The following is a 20,670-nucleotide window of genomic DNA, read 5'->3' on the forward strand; positions in this document are numbered from 1 at the left end:
AAAAACTCCGATTACATTCCGGCTACTTCAGATTTGGGAAGTTTTGTGACATGTTTTTCTGTCATGCCAAGAGCTGATTCAGGATTCATAATTTTCCCGTTTCGGAACACTTCAAAATGCAAATGCGCCCCAGTTGCAGTCCCTGTCCTACCGACAAGTGCTACTACCCGGCCCATCTTCACCGTTTCCCCAACCTCAACTAAAATCTGAGAACAATGGGCGTAAACTGTTTTATACCCATTTTTGTGTTGGATGGTGACAGAATTTCCATACCCACCATTTCGACCCGTAAATACAACTTCACCATCTGCAGCCGAAAGGACAGGTGCCCCCACTTTTGCTGCTAGGTCTAGACCTGAGTGGTACACTCGGTTGTATTTGTTAAACGGGTCCACACGGCGTCCAAAACGAGATGTGACTCGGCTTTGTGGTACAGGTAAAATGAAAATCTTTTTTAAAACTACTCTGGAAGAGGATGCATTTTTGACTTGGACAGGCACTTCTAACACTTGGCCTACCTTCAATTGGTCATTCGTTAGGGAATTTGCTTTTTTAAGTTTCGCAACATCGATGGAAAAGGAACGGGCAATTTTGGAAAGATTGTCCTTTTTTTGGACCGTGTATTTTTTCACAACAATCCCAGATTCATGAACCACTGTGTTACTGACAACTGGGGATACATCGATATATTTCGGGAGGTCTAGTGAGGCAAGTTCCACTTCTTCCTCTTCTGATGTTTGGTTCACACCGACCGAGAATAATTTGTGAACTTCTGATTCTTGGGATTGGTTACTAAAAAGGCGAAATACCGTTCCATCACCAGAAGGAAGGCTATCATTGATTTCTTGGTGGATTTTTTGGAATGGATTGGCAGAAACACCTGTCCCACCCACAAACAACAAAACGAATGTTACCAACCGAAGAACCTTCACAGATATCCTATCGGGAACTAAACCGAAGATTCTTGAATGAGAAAGAAAGAAAGCTGGAAAATCAAAATAATCGAACAATGAGAGCATCCCAAACCTTTATTTCTTTGTTTTTTTGGCGTTTTGTTCCATGAGTGTGAATTTTTGGTTCACCCACTCTTCCACGTCCGCCAAGTCATATTCTCTTTTTTTCACATCATCATTGATGATATAGTCTGCAAGTTTTCCCACCGAAGACTCACGTGATTCTTGGATTGGGTATACTTTCAATTTTAAAAGAGAGGGAGTTGATTCGATGTAGATCTTAACTAGGGTACCTTTTTTCCAAACTTCCGTTTGGGAAAATTTGATATCATCACGCAGTGCGTATGTTTTCCCATCATAGAATTCATTGATCTCCCTTAACTTTTCTTTTTTGATCAGCCGTTGTGAACACTGGCTGAACACAAGGACAAGAACGAGGGGAAATACACGAATGATACTACAAACCAAAGCAAACTCTCAGGAAAAGTCACCATGATGCCTTAATTATGAAAAGTCTTTTTTATTTTTTGGACCAAAAGCGATTCATTCTACCTCTTTTCAATGTGGGACCCAAACGTGCAGAAGTTGGAAGTTTGTTATACGAATGGAATGGTACAAAAGAGATCCAAGTGGAGGTTGGGATTCGGAGGGGTTTCCCCCATTTTCAAATTTTGGGCAATGTCACTCAGGAAACAAAGGAGGCCAGAGACCGCATCCGTTTGGCAATAGAGGCCTCATCCTATGATTTTCCCATCGAAACCATCATCATTAATGTAAAACCCACACACATCCAAAAGAAGAAGGTCTGTTTGGATTTGGCAGTGGCAGTTGGAATATTACAAGCAACAGACCAAATCCAGATTCCAGACCCCAACATCCTCTATTTGGGAAACTTGGGCCTTGACGGTAGCCTTGTGGGAGGAAAAGAACTCCTCCCCTTCCTTTGGCAACGCGAAAGAGAAGAAAATAAAATCCTCTGTGTTCCGACGAGTTTGCGTTTCTTTCCCTTGCCAGAAGGTGAATATTATTTCCTTTCCCACTTACAAGGATTAGAATCCATCGGAAAACAAAAACCAGAAATTCGAAACCAAACATTCGAAACGAATGAGTCCCTTTTTTGGGAGGAAGTTCTCTTAAATCCCTATCAAATGAAAGTTTTCCAGGGATTGTTATATGCCATACTCGGTAACCACCATAGCATTTTACTAGGAAGTCCTGGTGCCGGGAAAACCATGTTACACCGGTTACTCGAACCCCTCCTCCCACCACGAAACCCTTCAATTTCCAAGTTGATTGGAAATTGGACTACAAAAGGTGACTTTGAGATCCCCACAAACAAACCTCCCTTTCGTTCGCCTCATCATTCTACCACTGAAGTGGGTTTAATTGGTGGTGGCCTTCCTTACCAACCTGGCGAAATCACAAAAGCAGAAGGAGGGATTTTGTTTTTAGATGAAGCACTCGAATTTAAGGATCGAATCTTAGAGAGTTTACGAATGCCAATGGAAGATTCTTATCTAGAAATCACAAGGATGAATGAAGTCACAAAAATCAAAACAGATTTCACGCTTTTACTTTCTTCGAATCCTTGCCCATGTGGAAATTACCAAAGCCAAAACCACTGCCATTGTTCCTTACAAAAAATTCGTTTGTACCTTCAAAAAATAAGTGGAGCATTTATTGATCGTATCACCGTATTCCAAACTTTATTTGAAACTTCAGAGGATCGGAATATACGATTGGAAGAAATTCGATTAAAACAGATTGTAAAAGAAAGATTTCGATTTCGAAAGGAAAAAACAATTCCTACCGGAGAACCACTCTCTATCTTGAAACAATTGGAAATGGGTAAAGATACAAAACATTTATCCCTACGAAAGAAAAAACAAATTGTTTCTCTCGCAAGGACGATTGCAGATTGGAACCTCTCCCCTAGAACAAAGGAAGTACATATTCAAGAGGCTTTGGATTATACTTTGGGATACCAGTGGATTTATAGCCTAGGTTGATTATTTGGAAATAAAATGTGATATTTCCATTGCAATCTTATTGATCGCATAATCCATATAGGCAGGATCATCGATTTTTTTCTTATAGGTATCAAATTTTTTTTGGATGGTAGATGCCATTCCCCTCTTGCGAAGGAGTACAGGATCAGGTCCAAATTCATCGGTTTCTGCTAAATTCCCAAATACACTAAATTGACTCATGTGGTTACTTCCTTGTAACAATCAAACTCTCATCCTTGAGAGCGTTTCCCTTGTGGGATACAAAACCAATCGGTTCGGTACAAAATTCCCTTGATGAAGTATTTAGAAGATTGACGAATAAAAACGCACTTCCTTTTTTTCGGTGATATGGAGCAAATTAAAGCTAGTTGTTAGGTGGTAGAAGGCAGGTATTTCCTGTAATAAAGAGAAATATACCTTCCGCATTCGATCACGTTTTGTCACATGAAGGCACTCCTTGGGAAAAAATCCATTTTTTTCATTCCAAGTTTTGACTTCCGAACAATGAAGGGTTTCGTTCTGGAGACTAATTATGTCAATTTCACCGATCCGTTTTCGGTAGTTTTGGAAGAGAATGGTATGGCCTTGGGATTCTAAAAACTCACATGCAAACCTTTCCCCGAGTTTTCCAATCGTTGTTTTATTCAAATTAAAAACCTTTTCATCTATATCTCCTTCTCCTTTTTTATAAAGGAAACATGATGGGTTCACTAATCCCTAATAGATCTGAGAGAATGGAATCGCTTGTTGGATGTACAAATTTAAATCTTTCATTAAATCTACAAATTCAAGGTGTTTGAGTCGTTTGCCATCTGCATCCTTTGTAACACGGATAACAGGCCTTAGTGGTTTGTCTTTATTGGATTCAATCACCATACCCATTCTGAGGTCAGAAAGTACAACTCCGGACCCCACAGGAAACATAGAAAGTTTATTTAAAAAGAGCCTTACCATTTTTAAATCAAAACGGTTCACATTTTCACTAATCATGATCTTCATCGCTTCATACGGAAGGATCGCGGCGCGGTAGGGCCTTGGGTGGATCATAGCAGCAAATTGGTCGGCAATCATAAACACTTTTGTTAGTTCTTCAATTTGGTTGGCAAGGATACGTTGTGGGTAACCGGATCCATCAACTGCTTCATGGTGTTGCAAAGCAACAATCGCAAGTGAGTTTTTTAATTTTAACCTTTGGGTAAGGATTTGGTATCCTGTGACGGGGTGGCGTTTGATGGTCTTTAAATCCAGTTCCGTTAGGTTACCCTTTTTTTCAGAAACTTCTTCGGGAACAGTCACCATTCCAATGTCTGCAAAAAGAGAAGCAAGTGCCAAATCAATGAGTTTGGGTCTAGAGAACTCTAAGAAGTTTCCTAACATCACGGAAAAAAATGTCGCATAACAAATATGAGTGTATAGGTAATATCCAGAGTGGGAATGTGATAAAAGCAAAATAGGGATCTGTGCGTTTGTTTTCGTGTGGTCAGCGATTCGTTCTGCAATTTCACGAAACTCTCTAATTTCCGTATAACGACCTTCAGATGCTGATTTATACGTTTTTTGAACTAAGTCAAAACAATCCTTAAATACTGCATTAAATTCAACTTTGGATGAATTTGCCTTTTCTAGAAGGTATTTATACCGAGTGGAATTTTCGTCATCTTGGTAAAATGGAAGGTTGGTATCGAAATAACCAGGACCAGTTGTACCAGATGATTTATCATTTTGATCCGCAGTGACTTTTTCACCATCAGTCAGGATAAACGTGATCCCAAATTGCACAAGGCGGTCTAAGTCTTGTTGTGTGATTGGTTGGTCGGCTCCAACAAAAACAGTGTCCTTATCCAGGTAAAGAGACTTGGTAAACTTAGAACCTGCCTCTAAGTCACGTATGGAGATTTTCCGCATAATTGCGTAAATCTTAGTAAGAAGCGTAGAAACTTCAATTGTTTTTCTTTTCTCTTTCTAAAACCAGGATCCGAAAGACAGCTGCGACCACTTCATACAATTCTCTTGGAATTTCTTTGCCATTGGGGAGATGTTCTAATGTACTTACCATCACTTCATCCTTTACAATGAGGACACCTGCCTCTTCTGCAATCCGAACTAAGTGATTTGCTAAATTCCCTTCGGCCTTAGCTACAACTTTTGGAGCTACATGTTCTTTCGGGTTGTAAGCAAGAGCTACCATTTTTTGTTTCATCTATAATCCCCGTTATAGGAGGATTGATTCCATTCATCAAAATTGATACTTCCAATTTGAGGGAAGTCCCGTAGTAAATCCTGTAACTTCTGTTTGAGGTCTGGTGAATCCGAAAGACTTCCTACCTTTTCCATTCCATGACTCACAAACTCGATGTGCACAGGATTTTGGTGTTCTGGTTCATAATAAAAAAGAATCCCTAATGGACCAAAATCCTCTGCCTTCCAAAACACATAGAGTGTGAATCCTTTTTCATTTGGTTCCACTACCATCTCTAGGTTTTCTTTTTTTTCACGTTTATGAACCGAAAAAAAATCTGTTCCCTTGGATTCTCCGAGGAAAAAATTCCAAATGTTTTTTAGGGAAGTGGGTTCACTTGTCCTGGAATCGTTTCCACTATATAACGTGAAGGATTCCCAACGAGATAATTCCTTAGCCTTCTGATTTGTAAGATGATGGGAAACAGTTAGTTTCTCTTTTTGTAAGGGTTTTTGATTTTCAAAAACCAACTCTAGGGAAAGATTCCCTGCCTTTTTTGGGATTGGGTGGACTGTTTTTTTGGCCAAACTTCCGTTTGTTTCTAATTCTTGTGGGAGCTTTTTACCGATCGAATGTAGGAGTTGGGAAAAGGCATTGCCAGAAACATTAATGGGAGAAAAGAGAGGGCTCACTCCCTTCCCTTCGGAGAAAATCACAAAAACTCAACCTGTGGATCGGAGAAATTCCAAGTTTTCGTAGAGCCTCCCGGTGTTCTTCCGTTCCATACCCTTTGTGTTTGGCAAAACCATACCCAGGGTATTTGGAATCCATCTTTTCCATAAATTCATCTCGGAAGGTTTTCGCAAGGATTGAGGCAGCAGAGATTGATGGCACTAAATCATCCCCCTTCGGAATGGATAGATACCCTTCGATTGGGTTTGTGAGTTTGAGTTTATAATTCCCATCTAAAAACAGAAAGGGTTTCCTTTCTAAATTCGAAACGGGATCTAAATCTTCTTTTTGGGAATTGGGAATCAGATTCCCAATTTGTTTGGTTCGTCCCATATCGGCCGTAACTTTCGGCAATGCACGGCTTATCCCATAAAAGATGGCTTGGTTGATATTGAACTTGTCTATGTATTTTGCACTGACAAAAGAAACATGCCAATACTGGACGTGTTTTAAAATTTCTTTGCGGAGTTCGAGGCGTTTGGGTTCTGGGATTTTTTTAGAATCGCGTAGGCCTTTTAATATTTCACCTGATTGGATTTTTTGTAAGGAAAGGGAATCAAAAGAAACACAACCTATGGATACAGGACCCGCAAGTGTGCCACGGCCTGCTTCATCAAATGAAAAGCTAACAAATTCGGGGATTTGGAATTCAGGAAAAAACGGCCGTTTGATGGCCGTTAGATCGAAAGAAATTATGCGCTAGGTGCTTCTGCGGTAGCGGCTTTCGCTGCTTTAGAAGCTTCGTCCTGTCTCTTTTTGTCTTTGGCAACAATTGCTTGTCCGCCTTTTCTTTCTTTGATACGTCCTGCTTTTCCTTTTTTATCTCGGAGATAAAAGAGTTTTGCACGACGAACAGATCCTTTACGAACGAGTTCAATTTTTGCAATTCTTGGGCTATGGAGTGGGAAAATACGTTCCACTCCGATATCGTAAGAAACACGTCTTACAGTGAAAGTTTTGCTTTGTGATTTGTTCGCGATAGAGATCACAACACCTTCGTAAACCTGAACACGTTCTTTTCCAGATTCAACGATTTTGTAATGAACTTTTACAGTATCACCAATTTCGAAATTAAGTTCGTTCTTTGCTTCGCCTGCGAGTGCTGTTTCTAGAATCTGATTCATGGCTTCCTCTAAGAATGATTTCTTGTTTTGCGGTTTTTTTGCCGCCATTTCCGGATCTCTTCATGATGTCCACCGAGGAGCACGTCAGGAACAGTCCAACCCATAAAATCATAGGGTTTCGTATACTGGGGGTATTCTAATTCTTCCGTTTCGTTGTGTGATTCTTCGAGAAGGCTTTCTTCCTTCCCCAAAAACCCCGGTACAAACCGAGACAGGCAATCTGCCACAACGAGAGCAGCTAAATCCCCCGATGAAATAACATAGTTTCCAATGGCCACTTCCCTGTCAATTAAATGCTCCGTGACACGATGGTCGACCCCTTCATAATACCCCGAGATCAAGGTAAAGGTATCAGAGGATTCAAAAATCTCACGAGCCAGGGTTTGGTTGAAAAGTTCCCCAGAAGGACTGAGTAAAATGACCTTCCCTTTTTTGTCTCCGAGGGATTCGAGGGCACGGTAAATGGGTCCCACTTGTAATAACATTCCGGGACCACCACCGTAAATGGTATCATCTACCTTTTGGTGTTTGTTGTCGGCAAAGTCACGTAAGTGGACTGTATTAATTTCCACAACCCCTTGTTTCACGGCTTTTCCAGGAATCCCTGTGTCAAAATAAGAGGTGATCTTTTCTGGGAAAAGGGTGATGAAATTAAACCTCAAACCACTGCTCCCATTGGATCATCTCAATTGTTTTTGCTTCTAAATTCCAATCCCCTACAAATCGATTGAGAAAGGGAACAAGGATGGTTTCCCCGTCGCCAGAGATGGGTTTGCATTCTAAGATAGGGTGAGCTGGGTTATCGATAACGTCAGTGACTTTGTAAGCGAGTGGTGATTTGGTTTCTTTGGAAATGGTTTCGAGACCAATTAAGTCTTCTGTATAAATTTCCCCAACATTTGGCTTGGGGAGGTCTTCCTTTTTCCAAAGCAGAGAAAAACCACGATACTTCACAACTGTCTCAGGTGTGTCATACCCTTTGATTTTTACGAGAAAATGATTTCCGTTGGGTTTGATTGATTCAATTTCAATCGTTGTGGTTTTGCCTAGAGGGTCCTGGACGGTGCAGGTGGTAGGACTTTTCAGGGAACCAAGTGTTTCCCCTTCTGTGAAAACTTTGATGAACCCTTTGATTCCATGTGAGGATCCAAAGACCCCCACTTTCACTAAACTTGGTTTAGTCGACAATTTCTAAAGTATAGTTTTTGCCTTGTTTGGTTCCCGCGGCTTGTAACACCGTACGAAGAGATTTCGCAATCCTTCCGTTTTTTCCGATCACCTTCCCGAGGTCTTTTGGAGCCACCCGAAGTTCGATCACAGTTTCTTCCTCTCCGGGTACTTGGTTGACCGCTACCTGGTCTGGTTGGTCAACGAGAGATGTCACGATATAACGAACTAAGGAATCCATGAATCGACTAACCTTTGAATTTTGACCAAACGTCGTCTTTTTTCAAAAGAGCGAGTACAGTCTCAGTTGGTTGTGCGCCTTTTTTTAACCAAGAAAGAGTTTTTTCTTCGTTGAAAGTTGCTTTTTTAACAGCAGAAGCAGTTGGGTGAAAGTGTCCGATCGCTTCGATGAATTTACCATCTCGTGGTGCACGAATGTCTGCTGCAACAATGCGATAGTGCGGGTCTGCTTTTGTTCCCGTTCTTTGTAATCTTAATTTAACCAAGGAAAAATACCCCTTTTCTAGCGAGTTTTTTAAATAGGGACGTTCTGTCAAGAGCGAGTTCTGGCACTTGCAGCAAGTTCCTTTAATTTTTTACCCTGAGCGTTCGGATCACCCGTTTTGTAGAGCCCAGAGCCTACGACAGTGATGTCCACACCCAGTTTTGCGAGTTCTTCCATATTGGATTCGTTCACTCCCCCATCCACTTCCAGTTCGATATTGTATGGTTTTGTGAGTTTTCGAACCGCAGCGATTTTTTCAAATCCCGATTTCACAAAGGATTGCCCATAAAAACCAGGGTCAACAGTCATCAGAAGAACAAGGTCCAGATATGGCAAAATTTGAGAGATCGATTCGGGTGGTGTTTGGGGATTTAAGGAAACACCCACTTTAATCCCTGCTTTGCGGATCTCTTCTGCGAGCCTTACTGAGAAATTGGTCGTTTCAATATGGAATGTAATACAATACGGCTTTAAGTCAAAGTATTTAGGAACATGGAGTTCTGGGTTACTTACCATCAGGTGAACGTCTAGAGGGATGTCTGTGTGAGACTTCACTTCCTTTGTGAATGCTTCCCCAAAGGAAATTTGTGGTACAAAATTCCCATCCATCACATCGATATGGATGAGATCGATACTATCTTTTTTGTAAGTAGGAAGTTCCTGGGAAAGACCAGTGAGTTTTGCTGCAAGAATCGAAGCAGATATTTTCATCTTAATAAGTACCTTTTAATTTCCAAACTTTGGCTACACCCGTTTCTTTTCCCAAAAGAGTGACTTTGGTATTGGCAAAACGATGGATGACAAAACGCACCTTTTCATCTTCTTTGAGAGATTGGCTTGTTAAGATCTCTTTTTCGATTTCTATGTCTTCACCTGGCTTCGAATAACTTACCTTAGCTGAATATACATCATCATCATCAATTTCGTATTCCAAAAATTCATAATCTTGGACAAGTGAAGTAGAAGGTTTTAGATAAAATGCTCCAATTTCGGCACCTGTTGGTTTTAATTCAAAAGAAGAAACAAGTCCATGGCCTTCACGAAACTCAGGTTTTGTGGCTTCTTTAATCCGATATGGAATTTTTTTCCTCTGCAAATAATCAACGGCAAAAGGCACAGGAATTCCAACTAACTTCGATTCATCGGAACCGTCTTTTGCATTTTGGCTCGTTTTTTTCTCCGGATTTGTTTCTGTCACAAGCAGGTAAATTTTTTCGCCGGAATGGGTTTCTTTTCCCGGTGCAGGAATTTGGTCAATGATGGTGTCAGCGGGTTCATCTCCCACTGCAGGAACATATGTGATCCCACCTATTTGTAAGGGAACATACACTTCGCCAGATAATACCTTTTCGAGAATTGCCTTGGCACGTTTGAGATCTTGTCCTTTGACATCGGGGATTGTCACTCGGTCAAACCCAATGTTGACAGTAAGATACAATTTGGATCCAGCCTCTACTTCTTTTCCCGCATCAATCGATTGGCTTAAAATGATCCCATCTGTTTTTTCAGGGATTCGTTCCGATTCCAATCTCACTTTGAGTTGCAAACGTTGTAGTTCGTTATGTACTTCGATGTAGTTTTTCCCAATCACATAAGGCATCATCACCTTTTGTTCTTCTTTGGTACGAACCACAACCACAAGAAATGCTGCGACAAAAAACACTAAAAGTCCTAAGGAAACAAATAGAACATAACCACTGTAAGGTAAAATTTTAAGAAACTTTTCTTTCACGTAAATGATTCTCCGGCCAAAACCCGCGCCCCATTAAAAAATTCAAAACCTTTCATGGGTTTTTTCCCTTCGGGTTGTAAGGTATCTATACCAAGCAGGTTTCCGTCTCCACAGAGGCAGAAAAGCCTTTTTTTCTGGTGAAGAAAAAAGGAACCTGGTTTTGTTCCCTCTGGGATCGGGATCTGTTCACCTTGTTCCTCAGGTAAAAAAGAAGAGATAAGGATTAGCTTTTTCTCTCGGAATTCAGTGGTTGCCAGAGGGTCTGGGTAAAGTGCCCTGATTTGGTTGTGGATTTCATTTGCCGATTTTGCCCAGAGGACTGGCCTGTGGTTTGCCGTGATCTTTTGGCAATGTGTGGCTTCCTCTTCCCTTTGTGGGGTTCCATTCAAACGTTCTCCAGTCGATTCTACCGTTTTTAAAAGTTGGATGATCTCTTCCCCACCCACCTTTGTGATGGTTCGCAAGAGAGATCCTGTTGTCTCTTCCTTTGGGATCTTCCAAGACTTTTGGGAAATGATATCCCCTGAATCAACTTCTTTCGCAAGGTATTGGATGGTAAAGCCAGTGACTTCTTCTCCATGGAGGAGAGCACTTTGTACGGGAGAGGCACCTCTGTATTTAGGAAGGAGACTTCCATGTAAATTGATACTGCCCCATTTGGGATCCAGAAACACTATATCAGGGACGATCGAACCATAAGCATACACCACATGCACGGGAGACTGGTAAGATAGGATTTTTTTTTGCGCTTCCTCATCGGTGCGAAGTCGAACCGATTGGATGATGGGAATTCCTTGTTCCTCGGCGAGAATTTTCACAGGTGTGGGTGTTACGATTTGTTTTCGTCCTACAGGTTTGTCCACATTGGTCACTACATAATCTACTTGGATCCCAGCATCGAGGATCATACGTAATAATTCTTTGGAATGTTCCGGGGAACCAAAATACCCAATTGAGAGTTTCATATCCTTTCCTTATACAAGTTCCAAAGGATCCAAATCATATTCTATATAACATTTTGAATCCACTTTGAAGTTTTGTTTCGTTTCTTTTAATAAATTACGGAGTGATAAAATCGATTTGCTTTTGAGTAAAATATGATACCGGAAGTTATTATCAATTTTATAAAATGGACATTGGCTTGGTCCTAACATGATAATGGAATCATCTTTTTTATCTTTGATGAGTTCGCTATAAAGCACTGATTGTTTGTTTGCTACCTCTTCGTATTTGGAACGAAATACAAGCCTTGCAAGCCTAGAAAAAGGTGGATAAAACAAATCCTTTCTAAATTGTAATTCCCATTCAAAAAAAGCAGGGTAATTTTGTTCCTTTGCCATTTTGAGTACAGGGTGTTCAGGATCGTTCGATTGGATGATCACCTCACCCGGTTTTTCCCCTCGTCCGGCACGACCGGCAACTTGGGAGACAAGAGCATACGTTCGTTCACTACTACGAAAATCAGGGACACCTAACCCATGATTGGCGTTAAGGATACCAACCAAGGTCACATTGGCATAATCTAGGCCTTTTGCTATCATTTGGGTACCTGTCAAAATATCGAGTTCCCCTTCCCCCAATTTTTCTAATACGGATCTAGTTACATCTTTGTTTTTAGAACTGTCCTGATCAAGGCGTTCAATCCTTGCTTGTGGGTATAATGAAAGTAAATACTCTTCTAACTTTTGTGTCCCGGCACCAAAAAGTTCCAAATCTTCACCCATCATTTGTTTTAAATTGCGAAAACTAGATTTATAACCACATAAATGGCAACGTACGGTTTGGTCGGAATGGTAACATAAAGTAGCAGTACATTTTGGACAATGAACAAACTCTTTCGTGTTAGGTGAAAAAATAAAGGGATTATAACCACGCCGATTCAAAAGTAAAATGATTTGTTCTTTTTTTTTCAGACGATCTGCGATTTTAAACTGTAAATCACCTACGATGAGATTTTTGTCTTCTTGTTTTTCAGCCATCTCAACCGTTGGCAGTTTTGCCAAAGGATTGGCACGTTTTTCCAATTGTGAAAAGCCAATCTGCCTTGATTTGGCAAGGTAATACAATTCGACACTTGGTGTTGCAGATCCGAGTAAAAGTTTACCGCCTGATTTTTGGATTCTTTGTAATGCCACTTGGCGAGCATGGTAACGAGGGGAACCGTTCTCTTTATAAGACCCGTCATGTTCCTCATCCATAATGACAAGCCTTAGGTCAGAAACGGGGGCAAAGATGGCAGATCTTGTACCAATACAAATACGTTTTTTCCCTTCCTTTAAATCCAAATAGTTTTGGAATTTTTCGGAGATACGTAAGTGTGAGTGTAAAACGGCAACTTGGCCTGGAAAAATAGTTTCGATTCTAGAAATAGTAGGATAGGTAAGAGAAATTTCAGGCACAAGGAAAATGACTGTCCCTTTTGGTTCTTTCAAAATCTCCAACATCAAATGAAGGTATACTTCTGTTTTTCCACTCCCTGTAATTCCGTATAACAAATGCGTGTTGGAATCCTTACTGTTTTTAATCTCTTGGAATGCTATTTTTTGTGCGTCATTTAACGGGTGTAAACGTTCCGATTGGATGGTAAAATCTTTTACCGTATCAATTTTCCGCTTTTTACCTTTTGGTACCATAAGGAACAATGCTTCTCCAAGAGAAGAAAGATAATGGTCTGCCATCCAAGTGGCTAAATCTAGTTGTTCCTTTGTAAGAACGGGTTCTGTGTCTATTTGTTTGAGAATGGTTAATGTTTCGTAATTTGGTTCGTTGTGGTGGAGTTCGATGACAACACCATCCCATTCTTTTCCATTGAGTGGAACAACTACTCTTATGCCTGGTTTTAAACCAGTCATCTCATTTGGGACTACATAAGTTAAGGTTTTACTTTCCCAAGATAAGTTAAGAGCAATTTCCGCATATTGAATCATTTTATAAATATGGTTTTAATATGGATAAATGGGAGACAAAACTATCTTCTAAGTCTTGTTTTTCTTTGCCATATTGGAAAAGATTGGTTTCGGAATCTGCTTTTTTAGCTTTTTCTCCAAGGAAAACAAGTGCTTCCGGTGACCTAGTTGTGAGTAATGGAATTTTTATCCCACCTAACTCCCATTCCATCACTTTTCCCAATTGATCCTTTGCTTTTTCTGCACCAAAAAGTAACCTAGCAGAAGATCCTAAGATTACAATGCCTTTAATTCCAAATTCCTCAACTGTCTCTTTCACATGAACCTTACAGTTTTCCAATCTAGAGTTCCAATCAGAATCTTTTGAATCTGTATGAGAAAATGTACAGGCAGGATACTCTTCATAATAAAACTCTTCATATGAAAACCCAAATACTTTTTTCACAATCCCATCCCAACTGACTTCTGTTAGTTTGTCTTTGAAGATCTGATTGGGTCTTGTTTTTGTGAATGGTTTTTCTTTGGCAGTGGTTGCACCAGAATAATGTAATACCAATATGGGTTTACGTCCTTTGTGTAAAAACTGCCTAACTCCGCTTAGTTTTCCTTGGCATAATGTGCAAGTAAAATTGATAAGTTCTCTGTTTTTCCTTTGGCTTTCTTTTTGTTGTTTTTTCTGAATTTCCAAGGATTCCGGGACCTTGGATTTCCAAGGAAATGCATAATCATTAGGATCTTTTTCATTTTGAAAACGAAATACTGATACAGATTGGTTTTGAATAAGAAATTTGGTTTCTTTTAAGATATCGGAGAATGTTTCTAAGATCGTTTTTTGGTTCATATTATCCCTCTATCAATTGTTCCACAGAAATATTGAGGGAACGTAATTTTCGATACAAATGTGTTCGTTCGATCCCTAGTGCTTTTGAAGTTCGGGTCACATTTCCTTCACAAATTTGTAGAGTTTTGATGATGTACTGGCGTTCAAACTCTTCTTTTGCATGTTTTAAGTCCCCCCTTGCCACCATTTCATTCGCTTTTTTGAAACCATGAAGTGCCTCTTTCACATCTTTTGCACGGATTGTATCTCCAGGAACAAGGATACTCAATCGCTCAATGATATTGGTTAGTTCTCTGACATTGCCTGGCCAAAAATGGGAGGAAAGAGCATCGAGACCTTCTCGATCAATTGTTTTAGGGGATAAATTGTTTTTCGAGATTGATTTTTTTAAATAAAATTCTGCAAGCAGGGGAATGTCTTGATTTCTTTCACGTAACGGAGGTAATTCGATTGGAATCACATTCAATGCATAATACAAATCTTCTCGAAATTTACCTTCACGGATTGCTTCTTCTACATTAGAATTAGTAGCAGCTATGATCCTGACATCTACAGGAATAGATTCCTTCCCTCCAACTCTTTCCATTTTTTGATCGAGAATGACTTTTAACACCTTCGACTGTAGGGATAAACTCAAATCACATACTTCATCCAAAAAAAGTGTGCCATGTTGTGCCAGTTCCCATTTTCCGATTTTGATTTCGTTTGGTTCCCCTTGGACACTTTCAGATCCAAATAACTCCTGTTCTATTGTATCTTCTGGCAAGGATGCACAATTAAATTCAATGTAAGCTTCATTTTTGCGTTTCGAATTTTGATGGATTGATCTGGCAGTTAATTCTTTTCCAGTTCCATTTTCACCAAAAATAAATACACGCGCATTGGTTTCAGCTGCTTGGAAAACAGAAAATTTAACACGAGTGATGGAAGGAGACTCACCTAAAATTTGGTCTACCTCGAGTTGAAAATCAGGTAATTCTGAATCTTTTGTTTTTTCAATCGAAGTTTCGATTGTTTGAATCACTTTTTCGATGGACAATGGTTTCTCCAAAAAATCAATTGCTCCTTTTTTTGTAGCATTCACTGCCAGTTCAATCGTTCCATGTCCAGAAATCATCACAACAGGAAGACTTGGGTAAAGTTTTTTACACTCATCTAAAATGACTAAACCATCTTCCTTTCCAACCCAAACATCTAATAACAATAAGGAAGGTCTTTCCTTTGATAAAGCTTTCATTAACATTTTGCCATTTGAAAAATCCTCAACAAGATAATCTTCATCTTCCAAAATGACTCGTAATGTCTTACGAATTTCTTTCTCATCATCTAATATATAAATAATTTTTTGCATCAGGAAAGTTCCAAGGGAAGTTCAATTCGAAACTTACATCCACCTAACTTTGAGTTTTCAACCGAGATATGACCATGGTGATCGATAATTGTTTTTTGGACAATGGTCAGACCGATTCCTGATCCATGTTTTTCCTTTGTTGAAAAATAGGGTTCAAATATTTTTTCCTTCCATTCTTCCTTGAGACCAGGGCCAGAATCATCAATCTCAACAATGACACTTTTCCTCAGTGCTTTTTTTTGCAGTTTTGACATGACACGAATTTTTTTACGTTTTGTTTCTAAAATGTCCATATCTTCTTTTGAATTGTCAAATGACAATATTGCTTCCACTGCATTTTTGATAAGATTATTGATCACACCAAGAAACAAACGTTTATCGAGGAATACCTCTGGTAAATTTTCCGCTAATTTTAGTTCAAATTCTATATCAGAGGTATCTCGAAAAAGGGCTACCGCTTCTTCCAAAATAGGATTGATGTGTTGGTTGATGAGGACAGGAACTGGCATCCTTGCAAATTCACTAAACTCCTTAACCAAATGTTCGAGCACGCGCACCTGCCCAATGATGGTCTCTGTTGCATCAAAGATCACTGATTCCAAATTTTCCTTTTTTGGATTTTGGAATTTTCGCTGGATTCTTTGAGCTGAAAGTTGGATGGGAGTGAGTGGATTTTTGATTTCGTGCGCCATACGTTGGGCCACTTCTTTCCAAGCGGCAATCCGTTGTGTATGCATGAGTTCATCAGACTTTGCTTTTAAATCACTTACCATTTGATTGAAACTATCAATCAAAATCCCCATTTCACCTTCTTCTGTTTTTTCTAATCGAACATCAGATTCACCAAGAGAAACCTTTTTTGTCGCATTCGCCAAATCGATAATGGGTTTGGAAATTCGCCTTGCAAATAAAAAGGAAAACAATATTGCAATTAAAAACATAGAGAATGAAAAACTAGCAATCGTAATGCGAACACTAAATGGAATTTTTTCTTTCCACAAACTTACTTTTTCATATGTAGATGTTGCATTAATAATATTCAATACATCCGCTTCCATCCCTTTATGGATTCTCTCTGCAATAATAACTGTTCGATCACCTTCTAGATCAAATTTTGCCACCAAATAAGATTTTTCTGGATCATAATAGCGACTTAAGTAGATTCCGCTTTTACTTGATTCGGTATACTCTAGAGCAGAAAATTGACGGAATAAATTTTTGGATTCAAACTGAACTTTATTTTTTTCACGGTAACCCAAATAGTATTCATTTTTTTCAATCAGTCCATCTTTGATGCCATTTTGAAAAATCATAAACCCATCCGATTTTTCACGAAGTAATCCTGAACGAAAACGAGAGACTAGTTCCAAAAAAGATTTTTGATTTTCCCTCTCTACTTGGTGGACAAGTAAATTTGCAGAACGTAAAGCATTCGATATATCAACTCGATAAAAACCTTCAATGAGCCTTCCCGTCAGATTCGATGACAAAATAAAGATAGGCAAAGAAGGCACAAGGGCTACAAATAAAAAGGCAAGTGTGAGCCTGTACCGAATGGAACTCCGAATTTTACCTGTTTCACGATTCCTACGATTCCTATAGATATAACTCAAAATGAGTGATAGGATAAAAAACGGAATGAGAATGAAGACGTAAGTATCTAATTTTGAGTAAAAGGATATATCTTCTTCTTCTCTGAAGAAAACAAGTTCAGAAAAACCAACGGAGATGGCTAATGTTAAAAAAAAGATAAAAATATCACGTAAATAATAACGATTTTCGTCAGACAGGGATGGCAAAAAACGAAAGTATTTACTTGGCATTTGTTTCAAAATTTTGAGTCACAAGAGTTTCTAAAGCTTGTAATGCCTCCTCTTCCTTGTTTCCATCAGCCTTTACGGAAAATACGGTTCCTGGTCCTAAAGCAAGCATCATAAGGCCCATAATTGATTTCCCATTCACTTCAATGTCATCTTTCATGACAAAAATTTCACAAGGAAAACTAGCGGCAACCTTTACGAATAAAGATGCTGGCCTTGCATGAAGTCCCGTACTATCTTCTCTAATCTTTAATTGGATTTGTTTCAATGGTGCTCTGCTGGATATAGGTATTGAGTTTATTCGAAAATTCTTTTGCGCTATTTTTTCCCATCTTACGTAACCTTTGGTTCATAGCCGCTGTTTCAACAATGATAGGAATATTTCGGCCAGGTTTTACTGGGATTTCGATATAAGGAACGGAAACTCCTAGTATTTCTTCCATACTTTGTTCAATTCCTGTTCTTTCGTAATCTCCAGAAGTTTGTTCTTCCCATTCTTTTAAATTGATGATGAGTTCTATCAGTTTATGATCCCTAACCGATCCAACACCAAACAGATCTTTGATGTTAAGGATACCTAGTCCCCTAATTTCCATATGGTGACGGAGTAAATCGGAACACGATCCTATCAAATAACTTTCACTGAGACGCCTGATCTCAACCATATCATCGGCAACTAAACGGTGGCCTCTTTCAATGAGTTCGAGAGCGGTTTCACTTTTACCTACTCCAGACCGGCCCGTCAGTAAAGTTCCAATCCCAAATACTTCAATGAGGACACCATGTCGCATGGTCCTTGGTGCGAGGGCTCTGTCCAATATCTGCGAAATCAATGTAATGAATCGATGGGTGGCAATTTCTGTTTTGAATAATGGAATTCCTTTTTCTTTTGCTCTTTCCACAAAAGGAATTTGTGGTTCATTCCCATGTGTGTAGATGATACAATTGAGATGGAATTCAAAAAACTTATCTGTGATTTCGTTTAGTTTTTCCCTAGACAAAGAATTGAGATAAGCCCATTCCCCTTTGCCTAAAATTTGAATACGATCGTTGGCAAAAAAATCAAAAAAACCTGTAAGGGAAAGACCAGGTCGATTGATCTCAGCACTATTAATTCGATTCGAAAGTCCAACTTCACCAGTAACCAGTAAAAGTTGTAAATCTTCATGGTCTCGAAGAATGGTTTCCACTGTAATTCCTGGAACTGGCATCGTTTACCCCTTGAGTGAACTGATTCGCTTTCTTTCGTTGGATGGAAGGATGCGTAAAACCTTACGGTATTTTGCCACAGTCCTTCTTGCAATTTCAATACCTTTTTTCTCCATCAGTTCTACGATGTCTTGGTCAGAGAGAGGATTGTTTTCATCTTCTTCTTTGACCAAATTTCGAATGATCTCATGTATTTTTTTGGAACTTTCTTTTCCACCCTCAGCAGATTTAACACCAGAGGAAAAAAACCACTTCAATTCAAAAATTCCCCAAGTGGTTTGGATGTATTTATTGGTGGTGATACGAGAGATTGTTGATTCATGTAAGTTCAGTTTTTCAGCAACCTCTTTGAGAGTGAGAGGTTTGATAAAACCAATCCCACCTCTAAAAAAATCAACTTGGAAATCGATGATACAACTGACAACTCTCTGTAAGGTCTGCCTTCTCTGTTGGATGGACCTGATGAGCCACTGCGCGGAACTATACTTTGTCTGAAAGTATTCCTTCTCTTTTGGTGGAAGTTTATGATTTAATAATTCTTTGTATTCCTCTTGGATCGTGAGTTTTGGTAACCATTCGTCATTGATAAATATATTAAATTCATTTCCCACTTGTTTCACAACAACATCGGCAACAACATAATCAATTTTTCTACCTTGGTAAGTTGTCGCAGGGTATGGTTCTAATTTTTTAATTAATCTAGCTAAATTGAGAATTTCTTCTTCTGTGATTTTTAAATTTTTTGCGATTTTTTTATAATCAACCTTTTCTAAATCAGAAAGGAATTCCCCTATCAGCTGGTGCAAAACGATGTTATCAGGAAACAAAATCCTTCCTTGGATGAGAAGGGTTTCTTGCATATCTTTGGCACCAATTCCGATTGGGTCCAATTCATTGATCACTTGCAATACCCTACGAACTTTGGTTTCTGGATACCCCATCTCTTTGGATACCAGTGACAAATCATCTGTGATGAATCCTTTTTCATCGATCATACTGATGAGCACTTCGCCAATTTCAAATTCTAATTTCGTAAGTTTGATGAGACGTAGTTGGTTCAGTAAGTGTTCTTCTAACGTTTCCCCTCGAGTAGAAGATTCAATGTACTTTTGGTTTCGATCACTTGCTTCTGTATCATAGGTTCTTGGACCTTCTAACGAATAACTATCTTGCCAATTAACATCTGTACTTTTTTCGTGATTGAGTTTTTCCAACCGTTTCACTTCGTCGATGGAAAAAAGTTCGGGCATTTTGGATTTTTCATCAACTCCCACTTCATCAAGTAATGGGTTTTCCAATAATTCGTTTTGTATTTTATCTGATAATTCTAATGTTGATAAAGATAAGAGTTCAATGGACTGACGTAAGTCCTGGGTCATCACCAGTTTTTGCGTTTGGCGTTGTGAAAGTGAAGCCCCGAGTTTCATCTAAAGTTTAAAATCCTCACCTAAATAAATTCGCCTTGTTTCTGGATCGTTGATGAGATCATCCGCAGTTCCCGATATCAAAATTCTACCACTATACATGATATAAGCTCGGTCTGTAATCTTTAAAGTTTCCCTAACATTATGGTCAGTAATTAAAATCCCAAGTCCTCTTTCTTTCAAAGATTGTATCACATTTTGAATATCTTTCACTGCGATTGGGTCAACACCCGCAAACGGTTCATCTAACAAAATGAAGTCGGGATTTGTAACTAGTGCTCTCGCAATTTCACATCTTCGCCTTTCTCCACCAGAAAGTGTATAACCTTTTTGATTTGCCACTCGCATGATTTGTAGTTCCAAAAGAAGTTCATCCCGACGACGGATAATTTCATCACCAGGTAAATTCATTGTTTCCAAAATAGCTTCCAGATTTTCCGCAACTGTGAGTTTACGAAAGATACTGGCCTCTTGGGCAAGATAACCAACACCCATACGAGCACGAATGTGCATTGGTGCTTTCGTTAAGTCCTCATTATCGATAAATACATGGCCTTCATCGGGAGTCACGAATCCAACACTCATATAAAAACTTGTCGTTTTTCCGGCACCATTGGGTCCAAGAAGACCTACAATTTCACCTTTTCGGATATAAAAGCTGACTCCATCCACAACTTTACGTTTGTTATAGATCTTTACCAGATTCTCCATCCTAAAT

General features: G+C 39.2%; 25 protein-coding genes. 1 reads left to right on the forward strand and 24 read right to left on the reverse strand.

What is annotated here, in order from left to right:
* Positions 1-11: 11 nt before the first annotated feature.
* Together CH354_RS08820 and CH354_RS08825 are read right to left on the reverse strand one after the other, a co-directional pair.
* Positions 12-932, reverse strand: coding sequence for a peptidoglycan DD-metalloendopeptidase family protein (locus tag CH354_RS08820; protein ID WP_238761047.1), 921 nt, complete (start codon positions 930-932; stop codon positions 12-14).
* Between the two features lie 96 nt (positions 933-1,028).
* Positions 1,029-1,421, reverse strand: coding sequence for a type II secretion system-associated lipoprotein (locus CH354_RS08825; RefSeq protein WP_238761046.1), 393 nt, complete (start codon positions 1,419-1,421; stop codon positions 1,029-1,031).
* Positions 1,422-1,459: 38 nt separating this feature from the next.
* On the opposite strand from CH354_RS08825, the gene CH354_RS08830 reads away from it, so the two are divergent.
* Positions 1,460-2,962: an ATP-binding protein gene (locus CH354_RS08830; protein ID WP_243396023.1), complete on the forward strand. Its 1,503-nt coding sequence runs from the start codon at positions 1,460-1,462 to the stop codon at positions 2,960-2,962.
* Here CH354_RS08830 and CH354_RS08835 read toward each other — a convergent pair whose 3' ends face one another.
* From CH354_RS08835 to lptB, 22 genes are all read right to left on the reverse strand, one after another.
* A complete protein-coding gene (locus tag CH354_RS08835) occupies positions 2,963-3,163 on the reverse strand; it encodes a hypothetical protein (RefSeq protein ID WP_012476271.1) in 201 nt (66 codons plus the stop codon).
* Between the two features lie 102 nt (positions 3,164-3,265).
* Positions 3,266-3,610: a YraN family protein gene (locus CH354_RS08840; protein ID WP_100728731.1), complete on the reverse strand. Its 345-nt coding sequence runs from the start codon at positions 3,608-3,610 to the stop codon at positions 3,266-3,268.
* Positions 3,611-3,679: 69 nt separating this feature from the next.
* Positions 3,680-4,867 (reverse strand): HD-GYP domain-containing protein, encoded by a 1,188-nt coding sequence (locus tag CH354_RS08845; RefSeq protein WP_100717045.1) that lies wholly within the window; start codon positions 4,865-4,867, stop codon positions 3,680-3,682.
* 34 nt (positions 4,868-4,901) lie between these two features.
* Positions 4,902-5,162: an EscU/YscU/HrcU family type III secretion system export apparatus switch protein gene (locus tag CH354_RS08850; RefSeq protein ID WP_100717046.1), complete on the reverse strand. Its 261-nt coding sequence runs from the start codon at positions 5,160-5,162 to the stop codon at positions 4,902-4,904.
* Positions 5,159-5,833, reverse strand: a complete 675-nt coding sequence (locus CH354_RS08855) for a hypothetical protein (protein WP_100726736.1) — start codon at positions 5,831-5,833, stop codon at positions 5,159-5,161. The genes CH354_RS08850 and CH354_RS08855 overlap by 4 nt, the downstream gene beginning before the upstream one ends.
* A complete protein-coding gene (locus tag CH354_RS08860; RefSeq protein WP_207762682.1) occupies positions 5,808-6,569 on the reverse strand; it encodes a ribonuclease HII in 762 nt (253 codons plus the stop codon). The genes CH354_RS08855 and CH354_RS08860 overlap by 26 nt, the downstream gene beginning before the upstream one ends.
* Complete coding sequence (gene rplS, locus CH354_RS08865; protein WP_100728732.1) at positions 6,566-6,997, reverse strand: 50S ribosomal protein L19; 432 nt, start codon at positions 6,995-6,997, stop codon at positions 6,566-6,568. Before rplS ends, CH354_RS08860 begins: the two co-directional genes overlap by 4 nt.
* An 8-nt stretch (positions 6,998-7,005) precedes the next feature.
* The gene (gene trmD, locus CH354_RS08870) at positions 7,006-7,659 is read right to left on the reverse strand and encodes a tRNA (guanosine(37)-N1)-methyltransferase TrmD (protein WP_100717050.1); all 654 of its coding nucleotides are present in this window, start codon (positions 7,657-7,659) and stop codon (positions 7,006-7,008) included.
* Entirely contained in the window at positions 7,649-8,185 is a 537-nt protein-coding gene (gene rimM, locus CH354_RS08875) for a ribosome maturation factor RimM (RefSeq protein ID WP_238761041.1), read from the reverse strand. The genes trmD and rimM overlap by 11 nt, the downstream gene beginning before the upstream one ends.
* A complete protein-coding gene (locus CH354_RS08880) occupies positions 8,175-8,405 on the reverse strand; it encodes a KH domain-containing protein (protein WP_012388646.1) in 231 nt (76 codons plus the stop codon). The genes rimM and CH354_RS08880 overlap by 11 nt, the downstream gene beginning before the upstream one ends.
* Positions 8,406-8,412: 7 nt before the next feature.
* On the reverse strand, positions 8,413-8,670 hold the full coding sequence (gene rpsP / locus CH354_RS08885) for a 30S ribosomal protein S16 (protein WP_100717122.1): 258 nt from the start codon (positions 8,668-8,670) through the stop codon (positions 8,413-8,415).
* Positions 8,671-8,717: 47 nt separating this feature from the next.
* Positions 8,718-9,380: a ribulose-phosphate 3-epimerase gene (rpe, locus tag CH354_RS08890; RefSeq protein ID WP_100717051.1), complete on the reverse strand. Its 663-nt coding sequence runs from the start codon at positions 9,378-9,380 to the stop codon at positions 8,718-8,720.
* 1 nt (position 9,381) lies between these two features.
* Positions 9,382-10,401, reverse strand: a complete 1,020-nt coding sequence (locus tag CH354_RS08895; RefSeq protein ID WP_100726734.1) for a PASTA domain-containing protein — start codon at positions 10,399-10,401, stop codon at positions 9,382-9,384.
* The gene (gene fmt / locus CH354_RS08900; protein ID WP_100726733.1) at positions 10,398-11,366 is read right to left on the reverse strand and encodes a methionyl-tRNA formyltransferase; all 969 of its coding nucleotides are present in this window, start codon (positions 11,364-11,366) and stop codon (positions 10,398-10,400) included. The genes CH354_RS08895 and fmt overlap by 4 nt, the downstream gene beginning before the upstream one ends.
* Before the next feature lie 9 nt (positions 11,367-11,375).
* A complete protein-coding gene (priA, locus tag CH354_RS08905) occupies positions 11,376-13,328 on the reverse strand; it encodes a replication restart helicase PriA (RefSeq protein WP_100726732.1) in 1,953 nt (650 codons plus the stop codon).
* Between the two features lies 1 nt (position 13,329).
* A complete protein-coding gene (locus CH354_RS08910; RefSeq protein WP_100726731.1) occupies positions 13,330-14,148 on the reverse strand; it encodes a hypothetical protein in 819 nt (272 codons plus the stop codon).
* Position 14,149: 1 nt separating this feature from the next.
* A complete protein-coding gene (locus CH354_RS08915; protein ID WP_100726730.1) occupies positions 14,150-15,499 on the reverse strand; it encodes a sigma-54-dependent transcriptional regulator in 1,350 nt (449 codons plus the stop codon).
* Positions 15,499-17,322 carry an LIC_11548 family sensor histidine kinase gene (locus CH354_RS08920; protein ID WP_100726729.1) on the reverse strand — a complete coding sequence of 608 codons (1,824 nt, stop codon included), beginning with the start codon at positions 17,320-17,322 and terminating at the stop codon, positions 15,499-15,501. Before CH354_RS08920 ends, CH354_RS08915 begins: the two co-directional genes overlap by 1 nt.
* Positions 17,312-17,587, reverse strand: coding sequence for an HPr family phosphocarrier protein (locus CH354_RS08925; protein WP_100717058.1), 276 nt, complete (start codon positions 17,585-17,587; stop codon positions 17,312-17,314). Before CH354_RS08925 ends, CH354_RS08920 begins: the two co-directional genes overlap by 11 nt.
* Positions 17,562-18,530, reverse strand: a complete 969-nt coding sequence (gene hprK / locus CH354_RS08930; RefSeq protein WP_100726728.1) for an HPr(Ser) kinase/phosphatase — start codon at positions 18,528-18,530, stop codon at positions 17,562-17,564. Before hprK ends, CH354_RS08925 begins: the two co-directional genes overlap by 26 nt.
* Before the next feature lie 3 nt (positions 18,531-18,533).
* Entirely contained in the window at positions 18,534-19,955 is a 1,422-nt protein-coding gene (gene rpoN, locus CH354_RS08935; protein ID WP_100717060.1) for an RNA polymerase factor sigma-54, read from the reverse strand.
* Positions 19,956-20,663: an LPS export ABC transporter ATP-binding protein gene (gene lptB / locus CH354_RS08940; RefSeq protein WP_100717123.1), complete on the reverse strand. Its 708-nt coding sequence runs from the start codon at positions 20,661-20,663 to the stop codon at positions 19,956-19,958.
* Positions 20,664-20,670: the final 7 nt, after the last annotated feature.

The sequence above is a fragment of the Leptospira levettii genome, assembly GCF_002812085.1.
In the GTDB taxonomy this organism is placed as follows: Bacteria; Spirochaetota; Leptospiria; order Leptospirales; family Leptospiraceae; genus Leptospira_A; species Leptospira_A levettii.

Excerpts from the sequence above, each read along its gene's own strand:
- CH354_RS08830 (WP_243396023.1), top strand. The coding sequence starts at position 1,460 with ATGAAAAGTCTTTTTTATTTTTTGGACCAAAAGCGATTCATTCTACCT.
- CH354_RS08835 (WP_012476271.1), bottom strand. The coding sequence starts at position 3,163 with ATGAGTCAATTTAGTGTATTTGGGAATTTAGCAGAAACCGATGAATTT.
- CH354_RS08845 (WP_100717045.1), bottom strand. The coding sequence starts at position 4,867 with ATGCGGAAAATCTCCATACGTGACTTAGAGGCAGGTTCTAAGTTTACC.
- CH354_RS08850 (WP_100717046.1), bottom strand. The coding sequence starts at position 5,162 with ATGAAACAAAAAATGGTAGCTCTTGCTTACAACCCGAAAGAACATGTA.
- rplS (WP_100728732.1), bottom strand. The coding sequence starts at position 6,997 with ATGAATCAGATTCTAGAAACAGCACTCGCAGGCGAAGCAAAGAACGAA.
- CH354_RS08880 (WP_012388646.1), bottom strand. The coding sequence starts at position 8,405 with ATGGATTCCTTAGTTCGTTATATCGTGACATCTCTCGTTGACCAACCA.
- rpe (WP_100717051.1), bottom strand. The coding sequence starts at position 9,380 with ATGAAAATATCTGCTTCGATTCTTGCAGCAAAACTCACTGGTCTTTCC.
- fmt (WP_100726733.1), bottom strand. The coding sequence starts at position 11,366 with ATGAAACTCTCAATTGGGTATTTTGGTTCCCCGGAACATTCCAAAGAA.
- priA (WP_100726732.1), bottom strand. The coding sequence starts at position 13,328 with ATGATTCAATATGCGGAAATTGCTCTTAACTTATCTTGGGAAAGTAAA.
- CH354_RS08910 (WP_100726731.1), bottom strand. The coding sequence starts at position 14,148 with ATGAACCAAAAAACGATCTTAGAAACATTCTCCGATATCTTAAAAGAA.
- CH354_RS08915 (WP_100726730.1), bottom strand. The coding sequence starts at position 15,499 with ATGCAAAAAATTATTTATATATTAGATGATGAGAAAGAAATTCGTAAG.
- CH354_RS08920 (WP_100726729.1), bottom strand. The coding sequence starts at position 17,322 with ATGCCAAGTAAATACTTTCGTTTTTTGCCATCCCTGTCTGACGAAAAT.
- hprK (WP_100726728.1), bottom strand. The coding sequence starts at position 18,530 with ATGCCAGTTCCAGGAATTACAGTGGAAACCATTCTTCGAGACCATGAA.
- rpoN (WP_100717060.1), bottom strand. The coding sequence starts at position 19,955 with ATGAAACTCGGGGCTTCACTTTCACAACGCCAAACGCAAAAACTGGTG.
- lptB (WP_100717123.1), bottom strand. The coding sequence starts at position 20,663 with ATGGAGAATCTGGTAAAGATCTATAACAAACGTAAAGTTGTGGATGGA.